Origin of the sequence: Streptomyces sp. NPDC047971, assembly GCF_040653355.1 — a bacterium.
Taxonomy (GTDB): Bacteria; Actinomycetota; Actinomycetes; order Streptomycetales; family Streptomycetaceae; genus Streptomyces.
The window spans coordinates 208,006-229,199 of record NZ_JBEZNW010000002.1 but is presented as its reverse complement, the minus strand read 5'-3'; the positions used below and the strand labels follow the sequence as shown (position 1 = coordinate 229,199).

Annotated in this window: 18 protein-coding genes; 10 read left to right on the top strand and 8 right to left on the bottom strand. The window is 72.0% G+C overall.

Annotated elements, in window-relative coordinates:
* Positions 1-462: 462 nt before the first annotated feature.
* The gene (locus tag AB0D99_RS03575) at positions 463-3,765 is read right to left on the bottom strand and encodes a S8 family serine peptidase (protein ID WP_362356663.1); all 3,303 of its coding nucleotides are present in this window, start codon (positions 3,763-3,765) and stop codon (positions 463-465) included.
* Between the two features lie 462 nt (positions 3,766-4,227).
* Here AB0D99_RS03575 and AB0D99_RS03570 point away from each other — a divergent pair, with 462 nt between their 5' ends.
* A complete protein-coding gene (locus tag AB0D99_RS03570) occupies positions 4,228-4,896 on the top strand; it encodes a methyltransferase domain-containing protein (protein WP_362356441.1) in 669 nt (222 codons plus the stop codon).
* Between the two features lie 101 nt (positions 4,897-4,997).
* Here AB0D99_RS03570 and AB0D99_RS03565 read toward each other — a convergent pair whose 3' ends face one another.
* Positions 4,998-6,371: an MFS transporter gene (locus AB0D99_RS03565; RefSeq protein ID WP_362356439.1), complete on the bottom strand. Its 1,374-nt coding sequence runs from the start codon at positions 6,369-6,371 to the stop codon at positions 4,998-5,000.
* A 72-nt stretch (positions 6,372-6,443) separates the two neighbouring features.
* Between AB0D99_RS03565 and AB0D99_RS03560 the strand changes: the two genes are divergently transcribed.
* Positions 6,444-7,469, top strand: coding sequence for a helix-turn-helix domain-containing protein (locus AB0D99_RS03560; protein ID WP_362356437.1), 1,026 nt, complete (start codon positions 6,444-6,446; stop codon positions 7,467-7,469).
* Between the two features lie 321 nt (positions 7,470-7,790).
* Positions 7,791-9,179 (top strand): FAD-binding protein, encoded by a 1,389-nt coding sequence (locus AB0D99_RS03555; RefSeq protein WP_362356435.1) that lies wholly within the window; start codon positions 7,791-7,793, stop codon positions 9,177-9,179.
* 114 nt (positions 9,180-9,293) lie between these two features.
* Here AB0D99_RS03555 and AB0D99_RS03550 read toward each other — a convergent pair whose 3' ends face one another.
* Positions 9,294-10,019 carry a TioE family transcriptional regulator gene (locus AB0D99_RS03550; protein ID WP_362356433.1) on the bottom strand — a complete coding sequence of 242 codons (726 nt, stop codon included), beginning with the start codon at positions 10,017-10,019 and terminating at the stop codon, positions 9,294-9,296.
* Positions 10,020-10,077: 58 nt separating this feature from the next.
* Between AB0D99_RS03550 and AB0D99_RS03545 the strand changes: the two genes are divergently transcribed.
* Positions 10,078-11,301 (top strand): erythromycin esterase family protein, encoded by a 1,224-nt coding sequence (locus AB0D99_RS03545; protein WP_362356431.1) that lies wholly within the window; start codon positions 10,078-10,080, stop codon positions 11,299-11,301.
* On the opposite strand, the gene AB0D99_RS03540 is transcribed toward AB0D99_RS03545, so the two are convergent.
* The 3 genes from AB0D99_RS03540 to AB0D99_RS03530 form a co-directional block, all read right to left on the bottom strand.
* Positions 11,298-11,858: a hypothetical protein gene (locus AB0D99_RS03540; protein WP_362356429.1), complete on the bottom strand. Its 561-nt coding sequence runs from the start codon at positions 11,856-11,858 to the stop codon at positions 11,298-11,300. The genes AB0D99_RS03545 and AB0D99_RS03540 overlap by 4 nt on opposite strands.
* A gap of 135 nt (positions 11,859-11,993) precedes the next feature.
* A complete protein-coding gene (locus tag AB0D99_RS03535) occupies positions 11,994-12,536 on the bottom strand; it encodes a DapH/DapD/GlmU-related protein (RefSeq protein WP_362356427.1) in 543 nt (180 codons plus the stop codon).
* A 100-nt stretch (positions 12,537-12,636) separates the two neighbouring features.
* A complete protein-coding gene (locus tag AB0D99_RS03530; RefSeq protein ID WP_362356425.1) occupies positions 12,637-13,149 on the bottom strand; it encodes a hypothetical protein in 513 nt (170 codons plus the stop codon).
* Positions 13,150-13,245: 96 nt separating this feature from the next.
* Between AB0D99_RS03530 and AB0D99_RS03525 the strand changes: the two genes are divergently transcribed.
* Entirely contained in the window at positions 13,246-13,986 is a 741-nt protein-coding gene (locus AB0D99_RS03525; protein ID WP_362356423.1) for a VOC family protein, read from the top strand.
* Positions 13,987-14,034: 48 nt separating this feature from the next.
* Here AB0D99_RS03525 and AB0D99_RS03520 read toward each other — a convergent pair whose 3' ends face one another.
* Together AB0D99_RS03520 and AB0D99_RS03515 are read right to left on the bottom strand one after the other, a co-directional pair.
* Complete coding sequence (locus tag AB0D99_RS03520; RefSeq protein ID WP_362356421.1) at positions 14,035-14,298, bottom strand: hypothetical protein; 264 nt, start codon at positions 14,296-14,298, stop codon at positions 14,035-14,037.
* Between the two features lie 291 nt (positions 14,299-14,589).
* Positions 14,590-14,889 (bottom strand): DUF6506 family protein, encoded by a 300-nt coding sequence (locus AB0D99_RS03515; protein WP_362356419.1) that lies wholly within the window; start codon positions 14,887-14,889, stop codon positions 14,590-14,592.
* 168 nt (positions 14,890-15,057) lie between these two features.
* Here AB0D99_RS03515 and AB0D99_RS03510 point away from each other — a divergent pair, with 168 nt between their 5' ends.
* From AB0D99_RS03510 to AB0D99_RS03490, 5 genes are all read left to right on the top strand, one after another.
* Positions 15,058-15,798 carry a methyltransferase domain-containing protein gene (locus AB0D99_RS03510; protein WP_362356417.1) on the top strand — a complete coding sequence of 247 codons (741 nt, stop codon included), beginning with the start codon at positions 15,058-15,060 and terminating at the stop codon, positions 15,796-15,798.
* 225 nt (positions 15,799-16,023) lie between these two features.
* Complete coding sequence (locus AB0D99_RS03505) at positions 16,024-16,566, top strand: GNAT family protein (RefSeq protein WP_362356415.1); 543 nt, start codon at positions 16,024-16,026, stop codon at positions 16,564-16,566.
* Positions 16,567-17,186: 620 nt separating this feature from the next.
* On the top strand, positions 17,187-18,218 hold the full coding sequence (locus AB0D99_RS03500; RefSeq protein WP_362356413.1) for a hypothetical protein: 1,032 nt from the start codon (positions 17,187-17,189) through the stop codon (positions 18,216-18,218).
* A 32-nt stretch (positions 18,219-18,250) separates the two neighbouring features.
* Entirely contained in the window at positions 18,251-19,522 is a 1,272-nt protein-coding gene (locus AB0D99_RS03495) for an FAD-dependent oxidoreductase (protein WP_362356411.1), read from the top strand.
* 153 nt (positions 19,523-19,675) lie between these two features.
* On the top strand, positions 19,676-21,109 hold the full coding sequence (locus tag AB0D99_RS03490; RefSeq protein WP_362356409.1) for an MFS transporter: 1,434 nt from the start codon (positions 19,676-19,678) through the stop codon (positions 21,107-21,109).
* Positions 21,110-21,194 lie beyond the last annotated feature (85 nt).

The window sequence follows — 21,194 nt, the reverse complement described above, 5'->3', positions numbered from 1 at the left end:
GTCGATCCAATTGTCCAAGTCGCCATTTCGGGAGCCTTCTGTTTCGGTGGCGCAGCTCGAGAACCCGGCGGGTAGACCGGCACGCGAGGGCATGCCGGAGCCGGTGAAAGAGATCTGGAAGGTGCCGGGGCCACGAACGGGCACACCGGTCAGGGGCTGTTCAGCAGCCGTGTGCCACACGGCCGGGGGCCCAGGCGGTCTCGTGAGCGAGGCGATGCGCTTCGGAGAGGGTCGACATCCGAATGCGCCTCCTTCCATGAGCTCACGATCCGGGTGCGCTCGAAGCTACGACGCCGCAGGTCCACTGGTCAAGCACCGCTGGACGTCGACCGCGGGAATCGGGAGAGGGGAGACGGTGACCGGGGCGGCTCCGGTGGCCCCGGAACGACGGGCGGGGCCGACGGCGCCACCACCCCCTGGTGGTGACGCCGTCGACCCCCTAGAGCGGGCGTCGGCGCGGTGTCACTTGCCGTACCACGCGTTGTGGATGCTCAGCGTCGACGTGTTGCCCTGCTTGTCCGTGACCACGGCGGAGAGCGAGATCCCCTTGTCCTTCGCCGGGTTCGTCACGGAGATCCCGCCGTTGTGGACCCGCACGGGCCGCCAGGTGCTCCCGCCGTCGTAACTCACCGACACCTGAAGCGACGCGAGGTTCTTCCCGGCCGCCGAGCCCTGCACGGTCACGGGGACCACGACCCGTGCGTGCTGCGGGGCGCGAGAGGCGAGGTCGACGGGTGCCGCGAAGCGGACCGTGGACACCGGCAGCGCTGTGGTGGCCGCCACCTGCTTCGAGCGGAACGTGAACCCGGTGTCGACGCGGGTCGATGCCGAGGCGGTCTCCGCCGCCCGCTCCACCGAGGTCACCAGCCGGTACTCGGCGTCGGCGGCGTCGACCGTGAAGGGCCGCGAACCGCTCAGCGGGTCGTCGTGCTCGCCGACCCTGACGCCGTCGCGGTACAGCGTCGTCGTGGCCGAGGTGTACGGCGTGGACCCCGAGTGGCCCGCGCCGTCGGCGAACAGGGGCACGGCGCCGATGATCTGCTGCTCGCCGGTCGCCGGGTCGGGAGCGGTACGGAAGACACCGGTCCGCTCGCCCAGGAGGGGACCGAAGACGCCCGTCGCGAACGTCTCCCGGTACGTCCCGCCCGCCTCGTAGCGCTTCGGCCGGACCATCTCCCAGCGCCCCTCCCAGGCCGGGTAGCCCCATTCGTCCGGCTTGCCGAGCTGGTCGAACCTGGTGAGCCACTCGACGCCGTCGGCGGTGGAGACGAGGAAGGTGCGCGTGCCCGGCGCCGCCTGCGGGGCGGAGAAGCCGTTGCCCTCCGGCGTGCCCGGGATGTGGGCGAACGGGGAGGCGAGAGCGGTCTTCCCGGGCGCGGAGGCACCGAGACCGACCTTGAGCGTGGCCAGCTCGTCGGCCTTCACATGCTTGGTGTAACCGGTGGTGACCCTGTCCGTCCTGCCGCCGAAGGCCACGGAGTACTGGGTGGTGGCGTCCTTGAGGAAGTGCGCGTCCCAGGTCTGCAGGAGCGAGCCGTCGGTGACGGTCGGACCCATGTGGGCGGTGCGGAAGCCGGTGAAGCCCCTGAGGACCCAGCCGTTGCCGACGCGACCCATCTCCTCGGTGGCGATCTCGTAGTACGTGCCCCCGTAGTCCGCCCGGTCGAGGCCGGGAACGGTGAGGTCCACCGGCTTCGTGGTGCGCGCGTCGGCGACGACCGTGGTGTCGCCGGTGACGTCCAGCCGCGGCTGGGCGATCCAGTCGGTGCCCTTGGTGAAGTCCGACGGGTCCTGGTAGACGGCCGTGTTCACGGTGTACGAGCCCTTGGGGACACGGATCGTGTGGCTCCCCGGTTCGTTGTCCACGCGGGCCGAGAACCCGGCGGCCGGGCCGGAGACGCCGGTCAGCGTGGTGGAGAAGGTCGCGGCGTCGGCGCCGTCACGGCCGACGGTCCTCAGTGTGAGGTCGTACGACTCCGCCTCCCGCTCGGCCACCGCGGCCAGGCGGACCGACTGGCCCGCGCCGGTGGCGGTGACGTGACCCGAGTAGACGCCGTCGGCGTCGCCGATCCTGGTGTCCGCGACGAGGTCGACCTCGGCCCGGCCGCCGGCGGGCACGGTCACCTTCGGTGCGCCGAGCGTGAAGAATCCGGCCGGCGCGGGCTCGCCGTTCGGGCCCAGGGCGGACACCGACAGGTCGAGGGTGACGTCGGTGGCTCCGAGGTTGCGGTAGGCGACCTTGCGGGTGACCGGCCGGTCGTCGGCGTGCGGCCAGCGCGCCGCGCCGAAGTTCAGCGAGACCGGATCGGCGATGACGCTCTGGGCCAGCGCCCTGTCGACCTGGACGCGTCCCGTGCCCTGCTGGAGGGCGGTGTGGTCACCGCCCTCGGCGGACGCGGTCAGCGCTCCCTTGAGCTCGGCCGACTTCCACTCCGGATGCCGCTGCTTCAGGATCGCGGCCGCTCCCGCGACGTGCGGGGTGGCCATGGAGGTGCCGTCGAGCTGCAGATAGCCCGGTGCGGGGTGCGGTGTGCCGGGGCGCGTGTCGAGGGCGCTGCCGGGTGCGGCGGCCGCGGTGATGGCCACGCCGGGTGCGGTCACGTCCGGTTTGAGGGCGCCGTCGCCGACGCGTGGTCCGGTGCTGGAGAAGGGGGCGAGCCGGTCGTCGCGGTCGACGGCGCCGACGGTCAGCGCGGCGTCCGCACTGCCGGGTGAGCCCACCGTCGACCCGCCGGCCTCGCCCTCGTTGCCCGCCGCGACGGCGAACAGGATGCCCTTCTCCGCGGACAGCCTGTCGACCGTGGCTTCCAGCGGGTCGACACCGGGGCTGTCGGCGGCGCCGAGACTGAGGTTGACCACGTCCGCGCCCTCGGCGGCCGCCCACTCCATGCCCGCGATGACGGCGGAGTCGTCGCCGCAGCCCTCGTCGTCGAGGACCTTCCCGCTGATCACCTTGGCGCCGGGGGCGACTCCCTTGTACCGCCCACCGGACCTGGCGCCCGTGCCCACGGCGATCGACGCGACGTGGGTGCCGTGTCCGACGCGGTCCACGGCATCGGGGGAGGCGGAGAAGTTCTTCTCCCCGACGACCTGCCGGGCGAGGTCGTCATGGGTCCTGTCGACGCCCGTGTCGAGGACGGCGATCGTGACGCCCGTGCCGTCGTAGCCGGACGCCCACGCCTTGTCGGCACCGATCTGCCGGACGCTGCCGTCCAGGCTCGCCGCACGCACCCCGTCCAGCCAGACCTTGCCGATGCCGGAGGCGGTGGCGCGTGCTCCGCTCCGCTGCCGGTCCGTCAGCGCGTCCCACACCGTGGTGAGGTCGTCCCGGGAGGTGCGGATCGCCTCGGCGTTGATGGTCGGGAACGAGCGCCGCAGCCGGGTGTCACCGGCCGCGCGCACCTCGGCCCGGGCGGTGGCGGCTCCCCCCTCGTACTGAACGATCAGCTTGAGCCCGTCCCGATGGCTCGCGCGCAGTCGCGCGTCGGTGAGCACGGAGAGGTCGAAGAGCCGCTGGTCCAGTCTTCCGTCGGCGATCAGGCGCTGCGCGTCGCTGGGAACCACGAGGGTGTGGCCCTTGAGGCGCTGCACCTGTACGGGTATGTGTTCACGGCCCTCGGCGGGCTCGAAGCCCACCATCCGGCCCTTGCCGTTCACCACCACGTGGTCGCCCGTGACCAGCGGGATCCGCTGGCCACCGTCGACGCGGGTGATGTCCGGCGCGGCCGCCGCGGCGGCGACGCTCGCCGTCGCGGGGCCGGTCATGCCTGCCACCAGCGCCACCGATGTGGCCGCCGCGATGGTGAAGGCGCGTGCTCTGTGCACGTGTGCGCGCAAGTCTCCCCCAGGAGCTAGGGATGAGGTCGAGTGGTCGAATCCGGCCGGGCGCGCCACGGCGCCCGTCGCCGGTCAGCGCAGTATGTGAGGTGATCAACGGCCTTGCGGGCGGGAGGGATTCGAGGACGCGGTTTCCGGCCATCCGGATCGCCTCGCGTGCGATGGGGCCGCGACGGCTCCATGACGGGACCGTGACAGCCGGGCGATCCTTGCGCGACAGCGGTGCCCGCCGGCTCTCCGGATCGCAGTCCCCAGGCGCCTCTCGGGTGTTCCCGGCCTCAAGGACGGAGCGTGTCCTTCCAGTTGGCCGTTTCCGTACCCCGCGGGAACGGCCCTCCACCGGGGCGACAAGACCGACGCCCGCCGAGGGGAAGGCCCTAGGGTGGGGCGATGCGCGCACACCGTATCGACCGTCCGGCAGATCTCGACGTGGTCCGCGAGTCCTATGACCGCGTGGCCGACAACTACGTTCACATGGTGCTGACGACAGGAATCGGCGACATCCGTCGGCATCCGTGGCTCAAGGCGTCGATCGACGCGTTCGCCGACACGGTGGGCGGGCTCGGGCCCGTCCTCGACGTCGGCTGCGGACCCGGCACGGTGACCGCCTACCTCGCGGAACGCGGACTCGACGTGTCGGGAGTCGATCTCTCGCCCCGCATGATCGAGAACGCGCGCCGCCTCCACCCGCAGTGCCGCTTCAGCGTCGCCTCGGCCACCGACCTCGACCTGGAGGAGGCATCCCTGGGCGGCGTGCTCGGGTGGTGGTCGCTGTTCAACCTCCCCCGTGACGTGCTCCCGCAGGTCCTCGCGCGATTCGCGCGTGCCCTGAAGCCGGGCGGCCACTTCATCACCGCGACGCACGTCGGCGACGACGACTTCCAGCGCACCGAGGCGTACGGAGGAGTGCCCGTGCGCTGGACCACCCACCAATGGCGGCCGGAGCGACTCGTGGACCTGATCGAGCGGGCCGGACTGCGCACGGTCGCCGAACTCCGGCTCCCCGCGGACGAGCAGACCGGCCCGGGCGTGGTCGTCATGGCGCAGCGCCCCGCCTGAGGGCGCCCGGGACGGTGACCGCCCCGGGCCCCGACCGGGCGTCATCACCGAGCGGCCCCCGGGATCGGGTCACCGGGGCACCGACGCGTTCGTGGGTGCGCTCAGCGCGCGTCCTGGCCGGCCGGTGCGCCCGCACCGGCCGAGCGGTCCCGGTCCCCGGGGTTCTCCGGCGCCGCCGGTCCGCCGCTGTCCGCCGTGGCGCTGCGGCGCAGCGTGCGGATCGCCGGGATGGCGAGCAGTGCCACGCAGCCCGCCAGACAGGTGCCGCCCGACACCAGCAGCAGCCGTGCCGGGGAGGCCAGCCCGGTGGCCGGGCCCGCCAGAATCTGGCCGAGCGCGATCCCCGACACCGAGCCGGCCAGCTCGTAGGCGGTGACACGGTTGAGCACCGCGGGCGGGGTGTGGGTCTGCACGCTCGTCGCCCACATCACCGACCAGAACGCCAGGCCGCCGCCGCCGAGCGCGTGGCAGAGCAGCAGCACCGGCAGGTCGGCGCCCAGCCCCACGGAGAGCGGCAGCAGCGAGTACAGCGCCATCGCCGGCGCGCCGGCGGCCAGTGGCCGGGCCGGGTGCAGCCGCAGTGCCAGCAGTCCGCCGAGCACCGTGCCGACGCCGAGGAAGGAGACCACGAGGCCGTAGGCGTTCGGCCCGAGCCGGCCGCCGATGAGCGTCGAAGCGAGCGGTACCAGCGGGCCGAAGAGCAGGACGCCGTACACCACCCAGATCAGGATCACCGCCCACATCCAGGTGCGCGCGCGGAACTCCTGCCAGCCCCGGCGCAGGTCGCGCCGGAGTGAACCACCGGTACGCGCGGAGGATTCGGGACCGGCCCCGGCCTCGGCCGTCGCGGCCGGAGAGAGCCGGATCAGCGCGAGGCACGCGGCGCTGAGCAGGAAGGTGCCGGCGTCGATGGCGTACACGGCCGCCGCCCCGGTCAGGGTGATGAGCAGTCCCGCGAGGGCCGGGCCGAGCAGGTGGGCGAGCGCGTCGGCCACCTTCAGCGTGGCGTTCGCGCGCTGCGGCTCGCGCGCGACCAGCGGGACCATCCCGTTCACCCCGGGCAGGAACATCGCGACGGCCGCGCCCGCCAGCGCGGCCATGGTCGCCAGCAGCCAGAACGGTGGTGTTCCCACGAAGAACGCGACCGCCAGCGCCCCCTGGGTGAGGACCCGGACGAGGTCCGCGCCGACCATCATCCGGCGCGCGCCGAACCGGTCGGCGAACACCCCGCCGAACAGGACCAGGAGGACGAACGTCCCGGTCCAGATGCCGAGGACGAAGCCGACCCCGGAGATCCCGTACAGCGGGCCGACCGCGAGCGCGGCGGCCACCGGCATCATGGCGTCGCCGAGCAGCGACACCGCGCGGGCGGTGAAGTAGAGCGTGAAGCGCCGGTCCCAGAGGGGTGACCGCGTGGGCGGCGGCGTGGTCGGCGGGTCGGTCCGGGGCGACGTGTTCGTCTGTGCGATGGTCACAGGACCGATGCTGGACTAGACCAATGCGCTCATCCCAGTGTCCTGAACGACATGAAGGGGTACTTTCGCGCCATGACACCTCGTTCGCTGCCCGGATCCCCCGCGCTCCACCGGGTCGTGGCCCTGCTGCAGCCGCCCCAGTCGACGTTCCCGCTGGCCTGCGCGGCCGAGGTGTTCGGCGCCCACGACCCGGCGCTCCCCTCCCGCTATGCGTTCGAGATCTGCGCCGAACACCCCGGCCCGCTGCGCACCGAGGCCGGCTACGACATGCTGGTCCCGACGGGCCTGGAGGCGCTGGAGCGCGCGGACACGGTGCTCGTCCCCGGCTGGCGGCAACCGGACGGCACCTCGGTGCCGTCCGCGGTGGTCGCGGCGGTCCGCGCGGCGCACCGGCGCGGCGCTCGGATCGTCGGCATCTGCTCGGGCGCGTTCGTGCTCGCCGCCGCCGGGCTGCTCGACGGCCGGCGGGCCGCGACCCATTGGGCCGGTGCGGCCGAGCTGGCGACCCGGTTCCCACAGGTCGAGGTCGACCCCGCGGTGCTGTACGTGGACCACGGCGACGTCGCCACCAGTGCCGGATCGGCGGCCGGTGTGGACCTCTGCCTGCACCTGGTCGGCGTCGACCAGGGCGCCGCGTACGCCATGCGGATCGCCCGCCGGATGGTGATGCCGCCGCACCGCGAGGGCTGCCAGCTGCAGTACGCCGAACTGCCCGCCGGCGGACCGGTCGCCGACTCCCTCGCCCCGCTGCTGGACTGGCTGACCGAGCGCCTCGAACAGCCGGTCACCGTCACCGACATGGCGGCCCGCTCGCGGGTCTCGGCCCGCACGCTGACCAGACGCTTCACCGAGCAGCTGGGCATCAGTCCAGGGCGCTGGCTGCTCGACCGGCGCATCGCCGCCACCCGGGCGCTGCTGGAGGAGACCGACCTGCCGGTCGAGACCATCGCGCGCCGGGTCGGCCTCTCCTCGGCCGTCAACCTGCGCCGACGCTTCCACGAGGCACTGCGCACCACACCCGCCGCGTACCGGCGCGCCTTCCGCGCGGGCCAGGCCGCCGGAGCCGACCCGACGGCCGACGGCCGACGGCCGGCCTGAGGCCCCTGACCGTCCGGCGGTTCGGAGGCGTTGCCTTCCGGTGGGTCGCAGAGGTGGCCTTCCGGCGGTTCGGAGAGGTCCGTTCGTGGAGCGGTGACCGCGCCCGGTGGCAGAACGGAGGCGAGGGCGGGGTGTGGGGAGGCGAACAGCATCAACTTGGCCGTTTTGGCCGCCTTCTGACACGAAGGTGATCACAATGTGAAGGAACTGTGCCGGTGTCCGGAGTGGCAGGTCACCCCGGGGACCGGCCACGGCGCTGTCTTCGGCTCGTATCGAGGGGTGAAGTCAGCTGTCCTGTAGTCGAGTTGATCTGGAGTAGGCGTGACGTCTTCGCACCTTCCTGCCGCGCAACCGGACCCGACCGAGGCCGCCTTCGGCACCGGCAGCGCCTTCGACATGGTTCCCGACCTCGACGGGGAGCTCCGCCTCGACCGGGCCGCCCTCGACGCCGCGTCCACCGACTTCGGCCGTCTGGTCAGCCGACCGCCGGCCGCCGTTCTCAGACCCGGCTCGGCGGAGGACGTCGCCACGATGGTCCGCCACTGCCGGGAACGCGGGCTGCGGGTCGCCGGAAGAGGTCAGGGCCACTCCACCAACGGACAGGCGCAGGTGCCCTCCGGGCTCGTCGTCGACCTCGGTTCGCTGGACTCCATCGAGATCCGCGAGGACACCGCCGTGGTCCAGGCCGGGGCCCGGTGGAGCACCCTGGTCCAGGCCACCCTCGCCACGGGGCTCACCCCGCCGGCGTTCACCGACTACCTCGAACTCTCCGTGGGCGGCACCCTGTCCGCCGGTGGCCTGGGCGGGCAGATCAGTCGCCACGGCACACAGGCCGACAACGTGCTCGAACTCCAGGTCGTCACCGGCGAGGGCGAGCTCACGACCTGCTCACCCACCGAACGCCCGGACCTCTTCCGGGCCGTCCTCGGCGGCCTCGGGCAGTGCGGGATCATCACCCGGGCCACCCTCTCCCTGGTCCCCGCACCCCGCACCGTGCGGCACTACGTCATGTTCTTCGGGAGCGTCGCCGCCCTCACCGAGCAGCAGGCCGGGCTGATCGAGGACGGACGGTTCGACTATCTCGTCGGTCAGGCCCTGCCCACCCCGGACGGCTGGACGTACATGATCGAGGCCGCCGCCTACGACGGGGTGCCGGCCGACGACGCCCGGCTCACCGGCGACCTGCGGCACACCTCGCTCGACGTCCAGGACGTTCCCTACGTCGACTTCGTGAACCGGCTCGCCCCGGCGGTGGAAGCCTTCAGGTCCATGGGGGAGTGGGCCCGGCCGCACCCCTGGTACGACAGCCTGCTCCCCGCCTCCACCGTGAACGCCGTCGTCACGGAGACCCTCGCCGGTCTCAAGGCCGGTGCGCTCGGCACGAGTGCGGTCGTCCTGCTGTACCCCGTACCCACCGCCCGGTGCCGCACCCCGCTCCCGGTCATGCCGGACGAGGAGCTCGTCTACCTCTTCTCCCTTCTGAAGACCGCCTCCCCGGGCGCGGATTCCGCCGAGGAGATGGTCGCCGCGAACCGGCGTCAGTACGACGCCACCGTCGCCGCGGGCGGCTGCTGGTACCCCATCGGATCGGTGCCGTTGACCCGGGACGACTGGGTGCGCCACTTCGGCCCTTTCTGGCCCGAACTGGAGGCCGCACGACACCGGTACGACCCCGACGGAATCCTCACGCCTGGTCAGCGCATCTTCTGACCCGGGCGTGGATGCCGCCCCAGGGGGCCGGCCGGAGCGTCGGGGACCGCACGCCCTCGCCACGCCGGCCCTGCCGGACCGGCTCGGCCGGCTGGTCCGGGGGACCGGACCGGCTCAGCCGCGCTCGCGGAGGTAGGTGTCCAGTTCGGCCGCCCCGGTCAGCATCGCCCGTCCGCGGGCGGACAGACGGCCGTGCCAGTCGTGCAGTGCCGCCTCCAGCGGCTCCAGCCCGCCCGCGGCGCGCACCTGGGCGATCAGCGGGGCGATCTGCTCCAGCAGATGGCCGCCCCGCCTGAGTTGGTGAGCCAGTCGGGCGTCCCGTACGGCGGCCTCGTCGTAGACGCGATACCCGGTCCGCGGATCGCGGCGCGGGCGCACCAGCCCCGCGTGTTCCCATGCGCGCAGCGTCGCGGGACGGATTCCCAGCTCCCGCGCCAGCGCCCCGATGAACAACTCGTCGGCGCCGGAACCCACCGGCGCGGCCACCCCGCCCTCCAGGTCCCGCAGGGCGTTCTCCACGGCGTGGAGGGTCCGGCGGTCGTCGAGCAACTGGGCGTGGCTCTCGTCGATGAGGCGGAACGCCTCCTCGCTCGCGCCCTCGTTCACCGCCCGCATGATCGACGTCGCGGTCCGGTGACCATGGGCGGGCGCCAGCGCGAGGAACGCGCGCAGAGCCCCCGCGTGCAGCGCCGTATATGTGCGGTAGCCGTGGGGGGTTCGCGCGGCCGCCGGGAGGATGCCGGCCTCCTCGTAGTTCCTGATCGCCTGCGTGGAGAGGCCGTGCCGACGCGCGAGATCGACCGGCCTCAGTCGATCCCCGCTTTGAAGGTTTCGCCCCATGATCCCGTCGAAATCGTCGAAAAGTCTCAACCGTGTGTTCAACGATAGCGTTGAAGGCATGGCAATCGACATCGAGGACACCACCCATGCCGTGGAGGCCGCCGCCGTCATGGGGCTGCTCCCGGCCCGGCCGCGGGTGCTGGCTCTGGGCGAGCCCACACACGGCGAGGACACGCTGCTCGACGTGCGCAACGACCTCTTCCGGCAGCTCGTCGAGAAGGAGGGCTACCGGACGATCGCGATCGAGAGCGGCTGCCTGGCGGGCCTGATCGTGGACGACCACATCACCTCGGGCGAGGGGAGCCTCGACGAGGTCATGGAGCACGGCTTCACCCACGGCTTCGGCGCCTCCGCGGCCAACCGCGAGCTCGTGCGCTGGATGCGGGCGTACAACGACGGGCGGCCCGCGTCCGAGCAGCTGCGCTTCGCCGGTTTCGACGGCCCGCTGGAGATCACCGGCGCCGAGAGCCCACGGCAGGCCCTCACCGCGCTCCACGCCTACCTCGCGGCCGGCGTGGACGCGGACCTGCTCCCCTGCACCGCGGAGGCACTCGACCGCCTGCTCGGGCCCGACGGCAGCTGGACCGAACCGGCCGCGATGAGGGATCCGACCCGATCCGTCGGCCGGTCGGCCGCGGCCACCGAACTGCGGTTGCTCGCCGACGATCTGGTGGCGCTGCTCGACGAGCGGACGCCGCACCTGATCACCCTGACCTCGCGGGAGGAGTGGCACCGGGCGCGCCTGTACGGGCGCACCGCCACCGGCCTCCTCCGCTACCACTTCTGGATGGCCGACACCTCGCCGAGCCGCATGGCGCGGCTCGTCGGCCTGCGGGGCCGGATGATGGCCGACAACGTCCTCGCGCTCGCCGAACGGGGGCCGGTGCTGGTCTTCGCCCACAACGGCCACCTCCAGCGGAACAAGAGCACGATGACACTGGGCGACCTGCGGCTGGAGTGGTGGAGCGCCGGCGCGCTCGTCAGCGCGCACCTGGGGGAGCGGTACGCGTTCCTGGCCATGGCCCTCGGCACGATCCCGCACCAGGGGGTCGACACCCCGCCGCAGGACACCGTCGAAGGACTCCTGTACGCCCAGCCGGAGGACCGTCACCTCGTGGACGCTCCCCGCCTCGCCGCCGCCTTGGCCGACACCCGGCCCGCGCACCGCGTGTCCCCCTGGTTCGGCTACTCCCCGCTCGACCCGACCCACCTGGCGGACAGCGACGGCATCGTCTTCGTCAAACACGTCCCGAGGAGCCCGAGCGGTGGGCCGGGAGCCTAGGGCAGCGGCCGACCGCCGAGACCCGTCCGATGGAGGCCGCGAGGCGAGAACGTCATCGGGCCCAGCCATCCCTGGCGGACGACGGCGATCTGGGAGGGCAGCGGCGACACCGGGTCGATCGCCCTGCCTCGGGCCCAGTTCTCGAACAGCCCCTCGGTCGTGTCGACGGCCGCCACCACCATGGTCACCTTCAGGTCCCCGTCGCTCCAGGTGTTCCACAGTGCCCAGCCCTCTGGCCGGGGTGCGACGCCGATCCGTCCACACACGTCCTCGTACGCCTCGTCCACCCCGGCCGGCATGGCGCCCGGCTTCAACACCGAGGCCCCGACGAGGCGGACCAGAGGCCGGTCCTCCTCCTCCAGGCAGCCGTCGCCCGCGAAGTGGTCATGGCGCAGGGCCCGAGCCAGCGCGTTCACGCTGCGCTGGAGCGGTGTCGCCGCTTCGGGGTCCGACGGGAACGAGAGCCATCCTTCGTTGGATTCCTCCACGCTGACGCGGTTGGCGAGGCGCTCGATCTCCCGGAGATAGTCCAGGTCGCTGAGCTCGGGTGAGGCCATGGCCCGGAGTCTCGCACCGCGCGGCCGCGGCCGACACCGGATATCGATCGGCCATCGAGCATGCCGCCGGCGCACCTCCCGGAGACAGGCACCGTGCCCGCCGGCCCTGCGGCTCGCAGGGTCTCCGGGAGCGCGTCACCACCGTCGGTTCACGGTGGCCTTCGGGCCGGTCACCAGGCTCGCGGCGGGAACGTCGTCCGCCACGACCGCGCCGGCGGCGATCACGGCGTCACGGCCGATGCTGACGCCGGGCAGGATCGTGGCACCGGCGCCGATCCACACGTTCTCGGCGACGTCGATGGGAGCGCCGGTGAGGTACAGCCGTCGCTCCTCGGGATCGACCGGGTGCCCGCTGGTGATGAACGTGACCTTCGGGCCGACCATCACGCGTTCGGCGAGGCGGATGCCGGCGTAGTCCAGGAACGTGCAGTTCTGATTGATGAACACGCGCTCGGCGAGTTCGAGGCGGAGTCCGTGGTCCGTGTAGAAGGGCGGATAGACGGTCACCCTCGGCGGCAGCGGCCTGCCGAGGATCTGTTCGAACAGCTCGGCCTTGCCCGCCTCGTCCTCGAAGGGCAGGACGTTGAGGCGTGAGGTGAGTTCCGTGACCCGCAGGACCCTCTCGGCCATGGCCTGGAACTCGTCGCTGTGGATGCGCAGGAGACGGTCGCTGGACATGCCGCGATCCTTTCGCGCCACGTGTGCCCGTACAACATCCCCTGAGGCGGCGATTCCCCGAAGCACGCCCGGAACACGAGCCGCGGGGCCGTGCCCCGGCTCACGGGGCCAGCCGGTGGCGGACGTACTCCGGCCGGGCGGTACCGACCTCGATGTGGTTCTCGTCGAGGCCGTTGACGATCCGCAGGCGGCCGGTGTCGAAGGCGAACTCCACCGCCACCGTCCCGGCCGCCAGGTCCCGGCCCGCCGGTCGATACTCGAGCAGCGCGACCTCGTCGAGCTGCCGACCGACGAACGCTTCCAGGCGCTCATCACGGTGAGACCACTGGGGTGTGAGCTCGAACCACTCCCACCCGGTGATCGCCGCCGTGGTGTCGATCGAGTCCCAGCCGACCGAGAGTTCGTCGAACCTCGTGTGACAGACCTCCACCCGCACGCCATCGAAGTCCAGCACCACCGGGCAGTCGGCGTACCAGTCTCCGTCCTCCGCGAAGCGCACCAAGGCGAACCCCGTCAGCCGGCGGCCGGTGAGCCTCGCCAGACGTGGTCCGTGCGCCTGCCGAACCGCCTCGATCCCGACCAGGAAGGACGGTTGGAAACCAGAGATGCCCACGTTCACAGCACCCGAGTCTCCCGGCCCCTGGCCCGATCTGCCACCGCATACGCGAGCCCGCCCCGGTGTCGACCGCAGGCTGCGTAGGATCGCCGGATGGCGTTGCGACCGGTTCACCTCAACATCAAGGCCGTCGATCCCCCGGCACTGGGACGGTTCTGGGCGGAGGCGCTCGGGTGGAGTGCCTACGATCGCGGCGTGACCGCCTACGTCGGACCCGGCGGCGGGTTCGTCTGGCCCGACCCGGTCGTCCTCGGCATCGACGTCGTTCCCGTCCCGGAACGCAAGTCCGCGGTGAAGAACCGCATGCACCTCGATCTCGCCACCGCCTCCGCGGCCCATCAGTCGGAGTTGGTCGATCGCCTCCGGGCTCTCGGCGCGACACCCGTCGACGTGGGCCAGGGCGACGTGCCGTGGACGGTCCTCGCCGACCCGGAGGGCAACGAGTTCTGCGTGCTGGAGCCGCGGGAGATCTACCAGGACACCGGGCCGATCGCCGCCGTCGTGGTCGACTGCGCGGATCCGCGGGGCATGGCCCGGTTCTGGGGTGAGGCTCTGGACTGGAAGCCGCACGAGGTGGCCGACGGCCATGCGGCGTTCCGCTCCGCCGAGGGAGTCGGACCGTATCTCGAATTCCTCCGTACGCCGGACGTGAAGACCGCACCGGACCGCGTCCATCTCGACCTGCTGCCGTACCCCGGTGACGACGCGGCGGCGGAGGTGGCCCGCCTGCGGGCCCTCGGCGCGACCGACCTCGACCTCGGCCAGGGCGACGTGCCGTGGACGTGCCTGACCGACCCGGAGGAGCATGAGTTCTGCGTCCTCGCCCTGCACTGACGCCGTACGGCGTCGGCGCGGAGGCGCGGGTCCGTACGGACGGGCAGGTCAGCGGCCGGTCACCCGCACCCGGAGGACGTACGGGGTGCCCGTACTGATCGCCTCGGCCTGCTCGCGCAGATCGGCCGGGGTGAAGCCGAGCAGCGCATGGTCGGCGGCCACGCGCAACAGGGGCAGGATCTCGCCCGGGGGCCTGCCCCGATGCGTCGCCGCCAGCTCGGCGAACGCGCGCTGATACGGAGATCCGTACGTGCTCGCGCTGTCGGCCAGGAGATGATCCAGATGCTGCCGGTCCACGCTGATCTCACTCACGACCCGCTCCCGTGCGTCAGTGGCCGGCAGGACCCGGCCTGGTACTCACGACGGTACGAGTGGGGTCTGACAACGACCCCGTCCGCGCGCTGAGCCCCCGCTCCGACGACCTGGTGCGCGATTGCCTCGCGCCCGGTCGCCCCGCGACCTACCCTCGCGGCCATGACGTCACACGATGCGCCTACGGGCTCCCGTATCGACAAGAGGGCCCACGTCATTCACGGCGCCGTCACCGTCGCAGCCATTCGGCTCTGGCTCCGGTCCCTGTCGGTGTGAAGGAGCCGGCACCCGTCACGAGAAGATCGCGTGCACCTGATCGACCGCTTCGGGGCCGTAGCCGACCGTGCCCACGGGGACTGCGCCGTTGATCGCCTCGATCACACGCCCGGCCCACACCGGCCCGAATCCCCCGCACAGTTCAATCAGCTGCACGCCCTCGCCCACCAGGCGGCGCGCGGCCTCGATGCCCTCCTCGGGCTTCGCCACCCCGACGAACACAGTGCGGCACGTACCCGTGTCCACGAAGCTGACGTCGCCACCTGCCGCGCTGCCGTCCGCCGTGTAGATGAACCCCCAGTGTGTGAGCGCCATACCTATCGACCTCCTGTGATCGTCAGAGCCATCAGCCAAGCAGAGCCAGGGCGGGAATGGCCTGGAACGGGGACAAGCCGTGAGTGATCTACGCCGCACTCCGGATGCCCGCACCGTCCGAACCCTGTCGTGTTGACCGTCTCCGGCAGGCCGTGCTGGAGTCGGCGCGTGGACAGCATCCCCGCCAACCGGCGGCTCTGGAACCGGATCAGCGGCGACTACCAGCACCGGCACGACCCGCGCATCGGCGCCGCACCCCGGCTGTGGGGCATGTACTCCATCCCCGACGCGCACCTGCGCGCCCTGGGCGACGTCACCGGCAAGCGCGTCCTCGAACTCGGCTGCGGCGCCGGCCAGTGGTCCAGGGCGCTTGCCGCCGAGGGCGCCACCGTGATCGGGATCGACCTGTCCGAGGCCCAACTCGCCGCGGCGGCCCGTGCGATGGGAGCGGCCCGCTACTCACTGGTGCAGGGCGCCGCCGAGCGACTCCCCTTCGCCGACAACAGCTTCGACCTGGTGTTCTGCGACTTCGGTGGGCTCAGCTGGGCGCCTCCGCACCTGGCCGTCCCGCAGGCCGCGCGCGTCCTGGAGCGAGGCGGGCGCCTGGTGTTCAACGTGGCCAGTCCGTGGTTCGAAGCGTGCTACGACGAAGCCGCCGGCCGTGTGACCACGACGCTGCGGCAGGACTACTTCGGGCTGAACACCATCGCCGAAGGCGACGGCGCGACCAGCTATCAGCTCACCTACGGCGACTGGGTCAGGGTCCTGCGCGGCGCGGGTCTCGTCGTCGACGACCTCATCGAGCCGCGGCCCGAACGCGGAACGGTCAACGGCTACAACGTGACCGACCCACCCGACTGGGCGCACCGCTGGCCGGCGGAACTGCTCTGGGTCACCCACAAACCGTAGGCTCCGCCGCGCCGGGACGTGCAGGCATCGCCCCGCCGGACGCCGCCTGGACCACGCCCTGGTCGTCCGCCGAGACGTGCGGGCAGACCCCCTCGAACGGACACCCCCTGGACCACGCCCTGGTCAGCCCCCCCACCACCCGCCGGGCCGACAGGCCCCCGCCTCGACCGCGATCGTCGTCGTTAATGGTTTGCCCCCGGCCGACCGGTCGGATAGGAATCTTGCATGCTGAGGGGTAGCAAGGTCGGGCTCCGGGCCCGGCACGAGGACGACATTCCGGTTCTGCAGGCCGAGCTCTACGACGACGTGGTCACGCACTCGCGGGCCCAGGGCCGGCCGTGGCGGCCGATCACACCCGGCTCGGCGCACTCGCCGCTCATCGTGGACGACACCGAACAGGGGCATGTGCCCTTCTCCGTGGTGGAGCTGGACGGCGGCGCGCTGGTCGGCACCGCGGTGCTGTGGGGCATCGACAACCACAGCCGGTCCGCGCACATCGGGCTCGGACTGCTGTCGTCCGCCCGCGGCAAGGGATACGGCACCGACGTGGTCGCGGCGCTGTGCCACTACGGCTTCGTCGTTCGCGGCCTGCGTCGGCTGCAGATCGAGACGCTGGCGGACAACACCGCGATGCTGCGCTCCGCCGAGAGCAACGGCTTCGTCCGCGAGGGTGTTCTGCGCTCCTCGGCCTGGGTGCTGGGCGAGTTCCTGGACGAGGTCCTGCTCGGGCTCCTGGCCGACGAATGGAAGCCGGACCCGAAGGGTTAGGCCGCCGCACCCGCTCGGCGGCGGCTGCGGCCGGCCCGCGCCCGGCGGACCGCACCCGTACCTCCCGCGTCCTCACCGCAGGCGCGCCCGCGGCCACGCGGTGGAGCCCCGGACCACTGACGGTCCGGGGCTTCGTGCTGCCGGGAGCCGGAGCGGGCGTCGAACCATCGTCTCGGGTGACATCGGAGCCCTCCTCTGGGCGGCCTGAGCCGTCGGGAATCGGCCAGCGGCAAGGCCCGCCGGGCACATGGTCCGGGTGCGGATGAAGGTGATCCGAGCACGTACGGACTCCTCTGCGCAAGGGCTCGTACGTGCTCGCCTTCATCGTCCACCGGCCGGCGATGTCGGCCGGTGCTGGTCAGGTGCGGGAAAAGCGCCTGGTCAAGGCCGACTTGGCACTCCTTCGGGGTGCCGGCCGACGTGGGTGATGGCAACAAATTCGGGGTGACCCCCTTGCCAGACCGAGATCGTACGTGCTCGGATTAATCCCGTCGGCGGCGCTTCGAAGCGCCGCGCTCCCCGACGTCGGTCCCCCTTCGCATGGCTTGATCCATGCCTTCACGCGTCTGTCCGAACCGGCGACCACCGTCTCACCGACCTCCCATCCCTAGGAGCGAGACATGTTCGACCTCACCTCTGTGGATCTGCTCGACGCCTTCACCCGCGAGCTGAAGCTGTGCAAGCTCACGCCCGACGAGCACGTCGTCGTCCTGTCCGAACCGAGCAGCCGCGGTGACTACGTCGCCGCCGCCTTCGGCGCCGCGAAAGCCTGCGGCGCCCACGTCATCGCCGCCACCGTGCCCGGCGGCAACCCCTCTCCCACCGACAGCACCCACACCGGCGCCGGCCCCGGCCTGACCGCGGTGCTGAACGACAGCACCGCCCAGGACCTGCTCAAGGCCGCCGACCTCGTCGTGGACCTCACGCGGGAGGGCTTCATCCACGCACCCCTGCAGCAGGAGATCCTGCGCACCGGCACCCGCATCCTCTTCGTCTGCGACGCCCCCGACGTCCTCATCCGCAACCTGCCCAAGCCGGAGGACAAGGCCGAGGTCCTGCGGGGCGTCCAGCTGGTGAGGAACGCGTCCGTCATGAGGGTGACCTCCGAGGCCGGAACCGATCTCACGGTCGAACTGCCGGGCTCCAAGCCCGAGTTCCAAGTCGGATTCGCCGACGACCCGGGCCGCTGGGACCACTGGCCGAGCACCATGGTGCTCTGCTGGCCGCAGTTCTCCGACGGGCGGATCGTGCTGGCCGAGGGCGACATCCTGCTGCCGTTCAAGGAGTACGTGCGCCAGCCGGTCACCCTCGAGATCGCCGCGGGGCGCATCGAGAAGGTCTCGGGCGGCGCCGAGGCCCATCTGCTCAACACCTTCTTCGACGACGCGAACGACGCATGGGCGCGGAGCCTCTCCCACATGGGATGGGGGCTCATGCGGACCGCGGACTGGTTCGCCACCGCCCTCTACGGCAAGGAAGAGCTGATGGGCATGGACGCCCGGGCGTTCGCCGGCAATTTCCTATGGTCCACCGGGCCGCACCCCGTACTCGGCCGTGAGTCGTACGCGCACCTCGACATCGCCATGCGCGGCTGCACCGTGTCCGTCGACGACCAGGACGTCGTCAGCGCGGGCCGCCTCGTCGACTTCTGATCTCGCCCGCCGCACCCGCATCTGGAGAACACATGGCACCCACCCAATCGTTCGACGTCGTCATCGTCGGTGGCGGGCTCGGCGGGATGACGGCCGCGCTGGCCCTGCGGCAACGGGGCCTCGCGGTCACCGTGCTCGAACAGGCGCCGCGGTTCGGCGAGATCGGCGCCGGTATCCAGACGGCGCCCAACGCGAGTCGGATCCTGTTCGGCCTCGGCCTGCGCACGCAGCTGGAAGCCATCCACACCGAGCCCCAGGACCAGGTGCGGCGCAGGTGGAAGGACGGCAGCGTCATCGGGCTGACCCAGCTCGGCGACACCTGCAAGCAGCGCTACAACGCCCCGTACTGGCACTACCACCGCGCCGACCTGCACGGCGTCCTCACCGACGCCTGCGTCGACCCGGCCGGTCCCGGGCCGGTCGTCACCCTGCACACCGGGAGCACGGTCACCGCACTGGACCGCAGCGACCCGCGCCGCCCCGCCGCCGTGACCGAGGACGGCCGGCGGTTCGAGGCCGACGTGCTGATCGGAGCCGACGGCATCCGCTCCCGCGTCCGCGACCTCATGGGCCTCCCGGACACGCTCCGGTTCTCCGGCGAGATGGCCTTCAGGGCACTGATCCCCGGCGACCTCATCGCCGCCGACCCTGCCACCCGATTCCTGATGGACCGCTTCCAGAGCACGATCTGGTACGGCCCCGAACGGCACCTGGTCCACTACATGATCCGCGGCGGCGAGTACCTCAACGTCGTCGGCTGCGTCCCCTGCACCGACGACGTCGCCGAGAAGTGGACCGCCCGGGCCGGCGCCGACGAGCTCGTGAACGCCTACCCCGGCTGGGACGACCGCGTCGCCGCCATGCTGTCCAAGGCCAAGGACGACGTCATGAGCTTCGCCCTCTACCACCGCCGCCGCGACCCGGTCTGGGTGGACGGCCGCGTCGCCCTCCTGGGCGACGCCTGCCACGCCATGCTGCCCTACCAGGCACAGGGCGCCTCCCAGGCCATGGAGGACGCCGCCGTCCTGGCGGAGGAACTGGGTCGAACCACCGTCGACGGCACCGAACTCGCGCTGCGCCGCTACGTCGACCGGCGCGCCAAGCACGCCGGAATGGTCCAGGACGCCTCGCTGCGGAACAAGACCTTCTACCACTACCCGGACGGGGCCCGTCAGGAGGCTCGCGACGAGCTGCTCAGGCGCGGCTTCGACGGAGAGTCGGACGTCTCCTACGACTGGCTGTGGAGCGGCACGCCGCTCAACGACCCGGATCTGGGCGCGTACGACTACCGCTTCGCCCGCTGACCCGGCCGGCCGGGCCTGCCTCCCCGACCCGGCCGCCCCGGCCTTCCTCCCCGACCCCGCGTCACCCTCGCCACGACCCCCAGCCCCGCTCTTCCACCCCCGGTGTCCGCCCCGCGCGGGCGCGTCCCCCTCGAACACCCCCGTGGAGCGAACGTGAAAACAGGCGACCAGATTGTCCAGGACCTCCCGTGGAGATGGGGAGTCCAGGGCAAGATCTTCATCATCGGCGGCCTCGGCTACCTCTTCGACGCGTACGACATCGCGCTCAACGGCTTCCTGATGCCGCTGCTGGGCGAGCACTTCGATCTGACCCTCTCCCAGCGCGGCCTGGTGGCCACCGCCAACCTCGTCGGCATGGCGCTGGGCGCCGTCGTCTGGGGCGCGATCGCGGACCGCATCGGCCGCAAGAAGGCGTTCAGCGTCACCCTGCTGATCTTCGCGCTGTTCTCCGTGCTCGGCGCCTTCGCCCCGAACTACGCCGTCTTCCTGGCCCTGCGATTCGTCGCCGGCGTCGGACTCGGCGGCTGCATCCCCGTCGACTACGCCCTGGTGGCGGAGTTCTCGCCGAAGAAGTACCGCGGCCGCGTGCTGACCGCACTGGACGTGTGGTGGCCGATCGGCGTGACCCTGTGCGGCCTGGTGGCGACGATGATGCTGACGCTCGACGACAACTGGCGCTGGATGCTCGCCACGATGAGCCTTCCGGCGCTGCTGCTCTTCTGGGTGCGCAGGGGCATTCCGGAGTCGCCCGTCTACCTCAGCAAGAAGGGCAGGGAGGCCGAGGCCCGCGCCGTCATCGACGATCTCGTCGCCCGCACCGGAGCGCCGGCCGAGCCGTACGTCATCCCCGCCCCGACGGCGCGGACCGGGTCGAGAGGCCCCCGAGCCGCCTACGAACAGCTGCGGGACGTCTGGAGGTTCAGCCCCCGGATCACCTCCGCCGCCTGGCTGCTCTTCGCCAGCGTCATGCTCGTGTACTACGCGGCGCTCAGCTGGATGCCGTCCATCCTCAAGGAGCAGGGCCTCGGCGACACGGCCGCCTTCATGAGCACGACGCTGATGAGCGGGGTCGGCATCCTCGGCGTCCTGGTGTCCACCGCCCTGGTCGACCTCGTCGGCAGGAAGTGGCTCATCGGAGTCACGGCCCCGCTCGCCGCGCTCGCCCTGGTGGCGTTCGCGCTGATGCTGGACATGCCGACGGGTTCCGTCGTCGCCATCGCCGTTTTCGGCTTCCTGATGCAGCTGACGATCCCCGCCATGTACGCCTACGTGTCCGAGCTGTACCCGACCCTGCTGCGGGCCAGCGGCTTCGGCTGGGCATCGTCCTTCAGCCGGGTCCTGACCGGCTTCGCCCCGCTGCTGTTCGGCTCGGTCATGTGGCCGCTCCTGGGGCTGCCGCTCACCTTCGCCGTGCTGGCCGTGGCCGTCGTGGGCTCCGTCGTCTGGACGGCGCTCGCCGCCCCCGAGACCAAGGGGCGGGCGCTCGACGGCGACGAGGAGGAGGACCGCGAGCGCGCCACCGGGCCAGCCCCGGGACCCGAGCCCGTCGAGGTCCCGGCGCAGGCCCCCGGTCGGGCGGTGCTCTGACGGCTCGCCCGACCGGGCCCACCCGCCCGTACGACTCCGTGCGACCCCGTACGACTCCGTGCGACCCCGTACTCCGTGCGACCCC

What these genes read in the sequence shown, in the direction of transcription:
- AB0D99_RS03500 (WP_362356413.1), top strand. Translation starts at nt 17,187, where the DNA reads ATGTTCGACCTCACCTCTGTGGATCTGCTCGACGCCTTCACCCGCGAG.
- AB0D99_RS03570 (WP_362356441.1), top strand. Translation starts at nt 4,228, where the DNA reads ATGCGCGCACACCGTATCGACCGTCCGGCAGATCTCGACGTGGTCCGC.
- AB0D99_RS03525 (WP_362356423.1), top strand. Translation starts at nt 13,246, where the DNA reads ATGGCGTTGCGACCGGTTCACCTCAACATCAAGGCCGTCGATCCCCCG.
- AB0D99_RS03575 (WP_362356663.1), bottom strand. Translation starts at nt 3,765, where the DNA reads ATGACCGGCCCCGCGACGGCGAGCGTCGCCGCCGCGGCGGCCGCGCCG.
- AB0D99_RS03560 (WP_362356437.1), top strand. Translation starts at nt 6,444, where the DNA reads ATGACACCTCGTTCGCTGCCCGGATCCCCCGCGCTCCACCGGGTCGTG.
- AB0D99_RS03515 (WP_362356419.1), bottom strand. Translation starts at nt 14,889, where the DNA reads ATGGCGCTCACACACTGGGGGTTCATCTACACGGCGGACGGCAGCGCG.
- AB0D99_RS03545 (WP_362356431.1), top strand. Translation starts at nt 10,078, where the DNA reads ATGGCAATCGACATCGAGGACACCACCCATGCCGTGGAGGCCGCCGCC.
- AB0D99_RS03495 (WP_362356411.1), top strand. Translation starts at nt 18,251, where the DNA reads ATGGCACCCACCCAATCGTTCGACGTCGTCATCGTCGGTGGCGGGCTC.
- AB0D99_RS03535 (WP_362356427.1), bottom strand. Translation starts at nt 12,536, where the DNA reads ATGTCCAGCGACCGTCTCCTGCGCATCCACAGCGACGAGTTCCAGGCC.
- AB0D99_RS03550 (WP_362356433.1), bottom strand. Translation starts at nt 10,019, where the DNA reads ATGGGGCGAAACCTTCAAAGCGGGGATCGACTGAGGCCGGTCGATCTC.
- AB0D99_RS03540 (WP_362356429.1), bottom strand. Translation starts at nt 11,858, where the DNA reads ATGGCCTCACCCGAGCTCAGCGACCTGGACTATCTCCGGGAGATCGAG.
- AB0D99_RS03505 (WP_362356415.1), top strand. Translation starts at nt 16,024, where the DNA reads ATGCTGAGGGGTAGCAAGGTCGGGCTCCGGGCCCGGCACGAGGACGAC.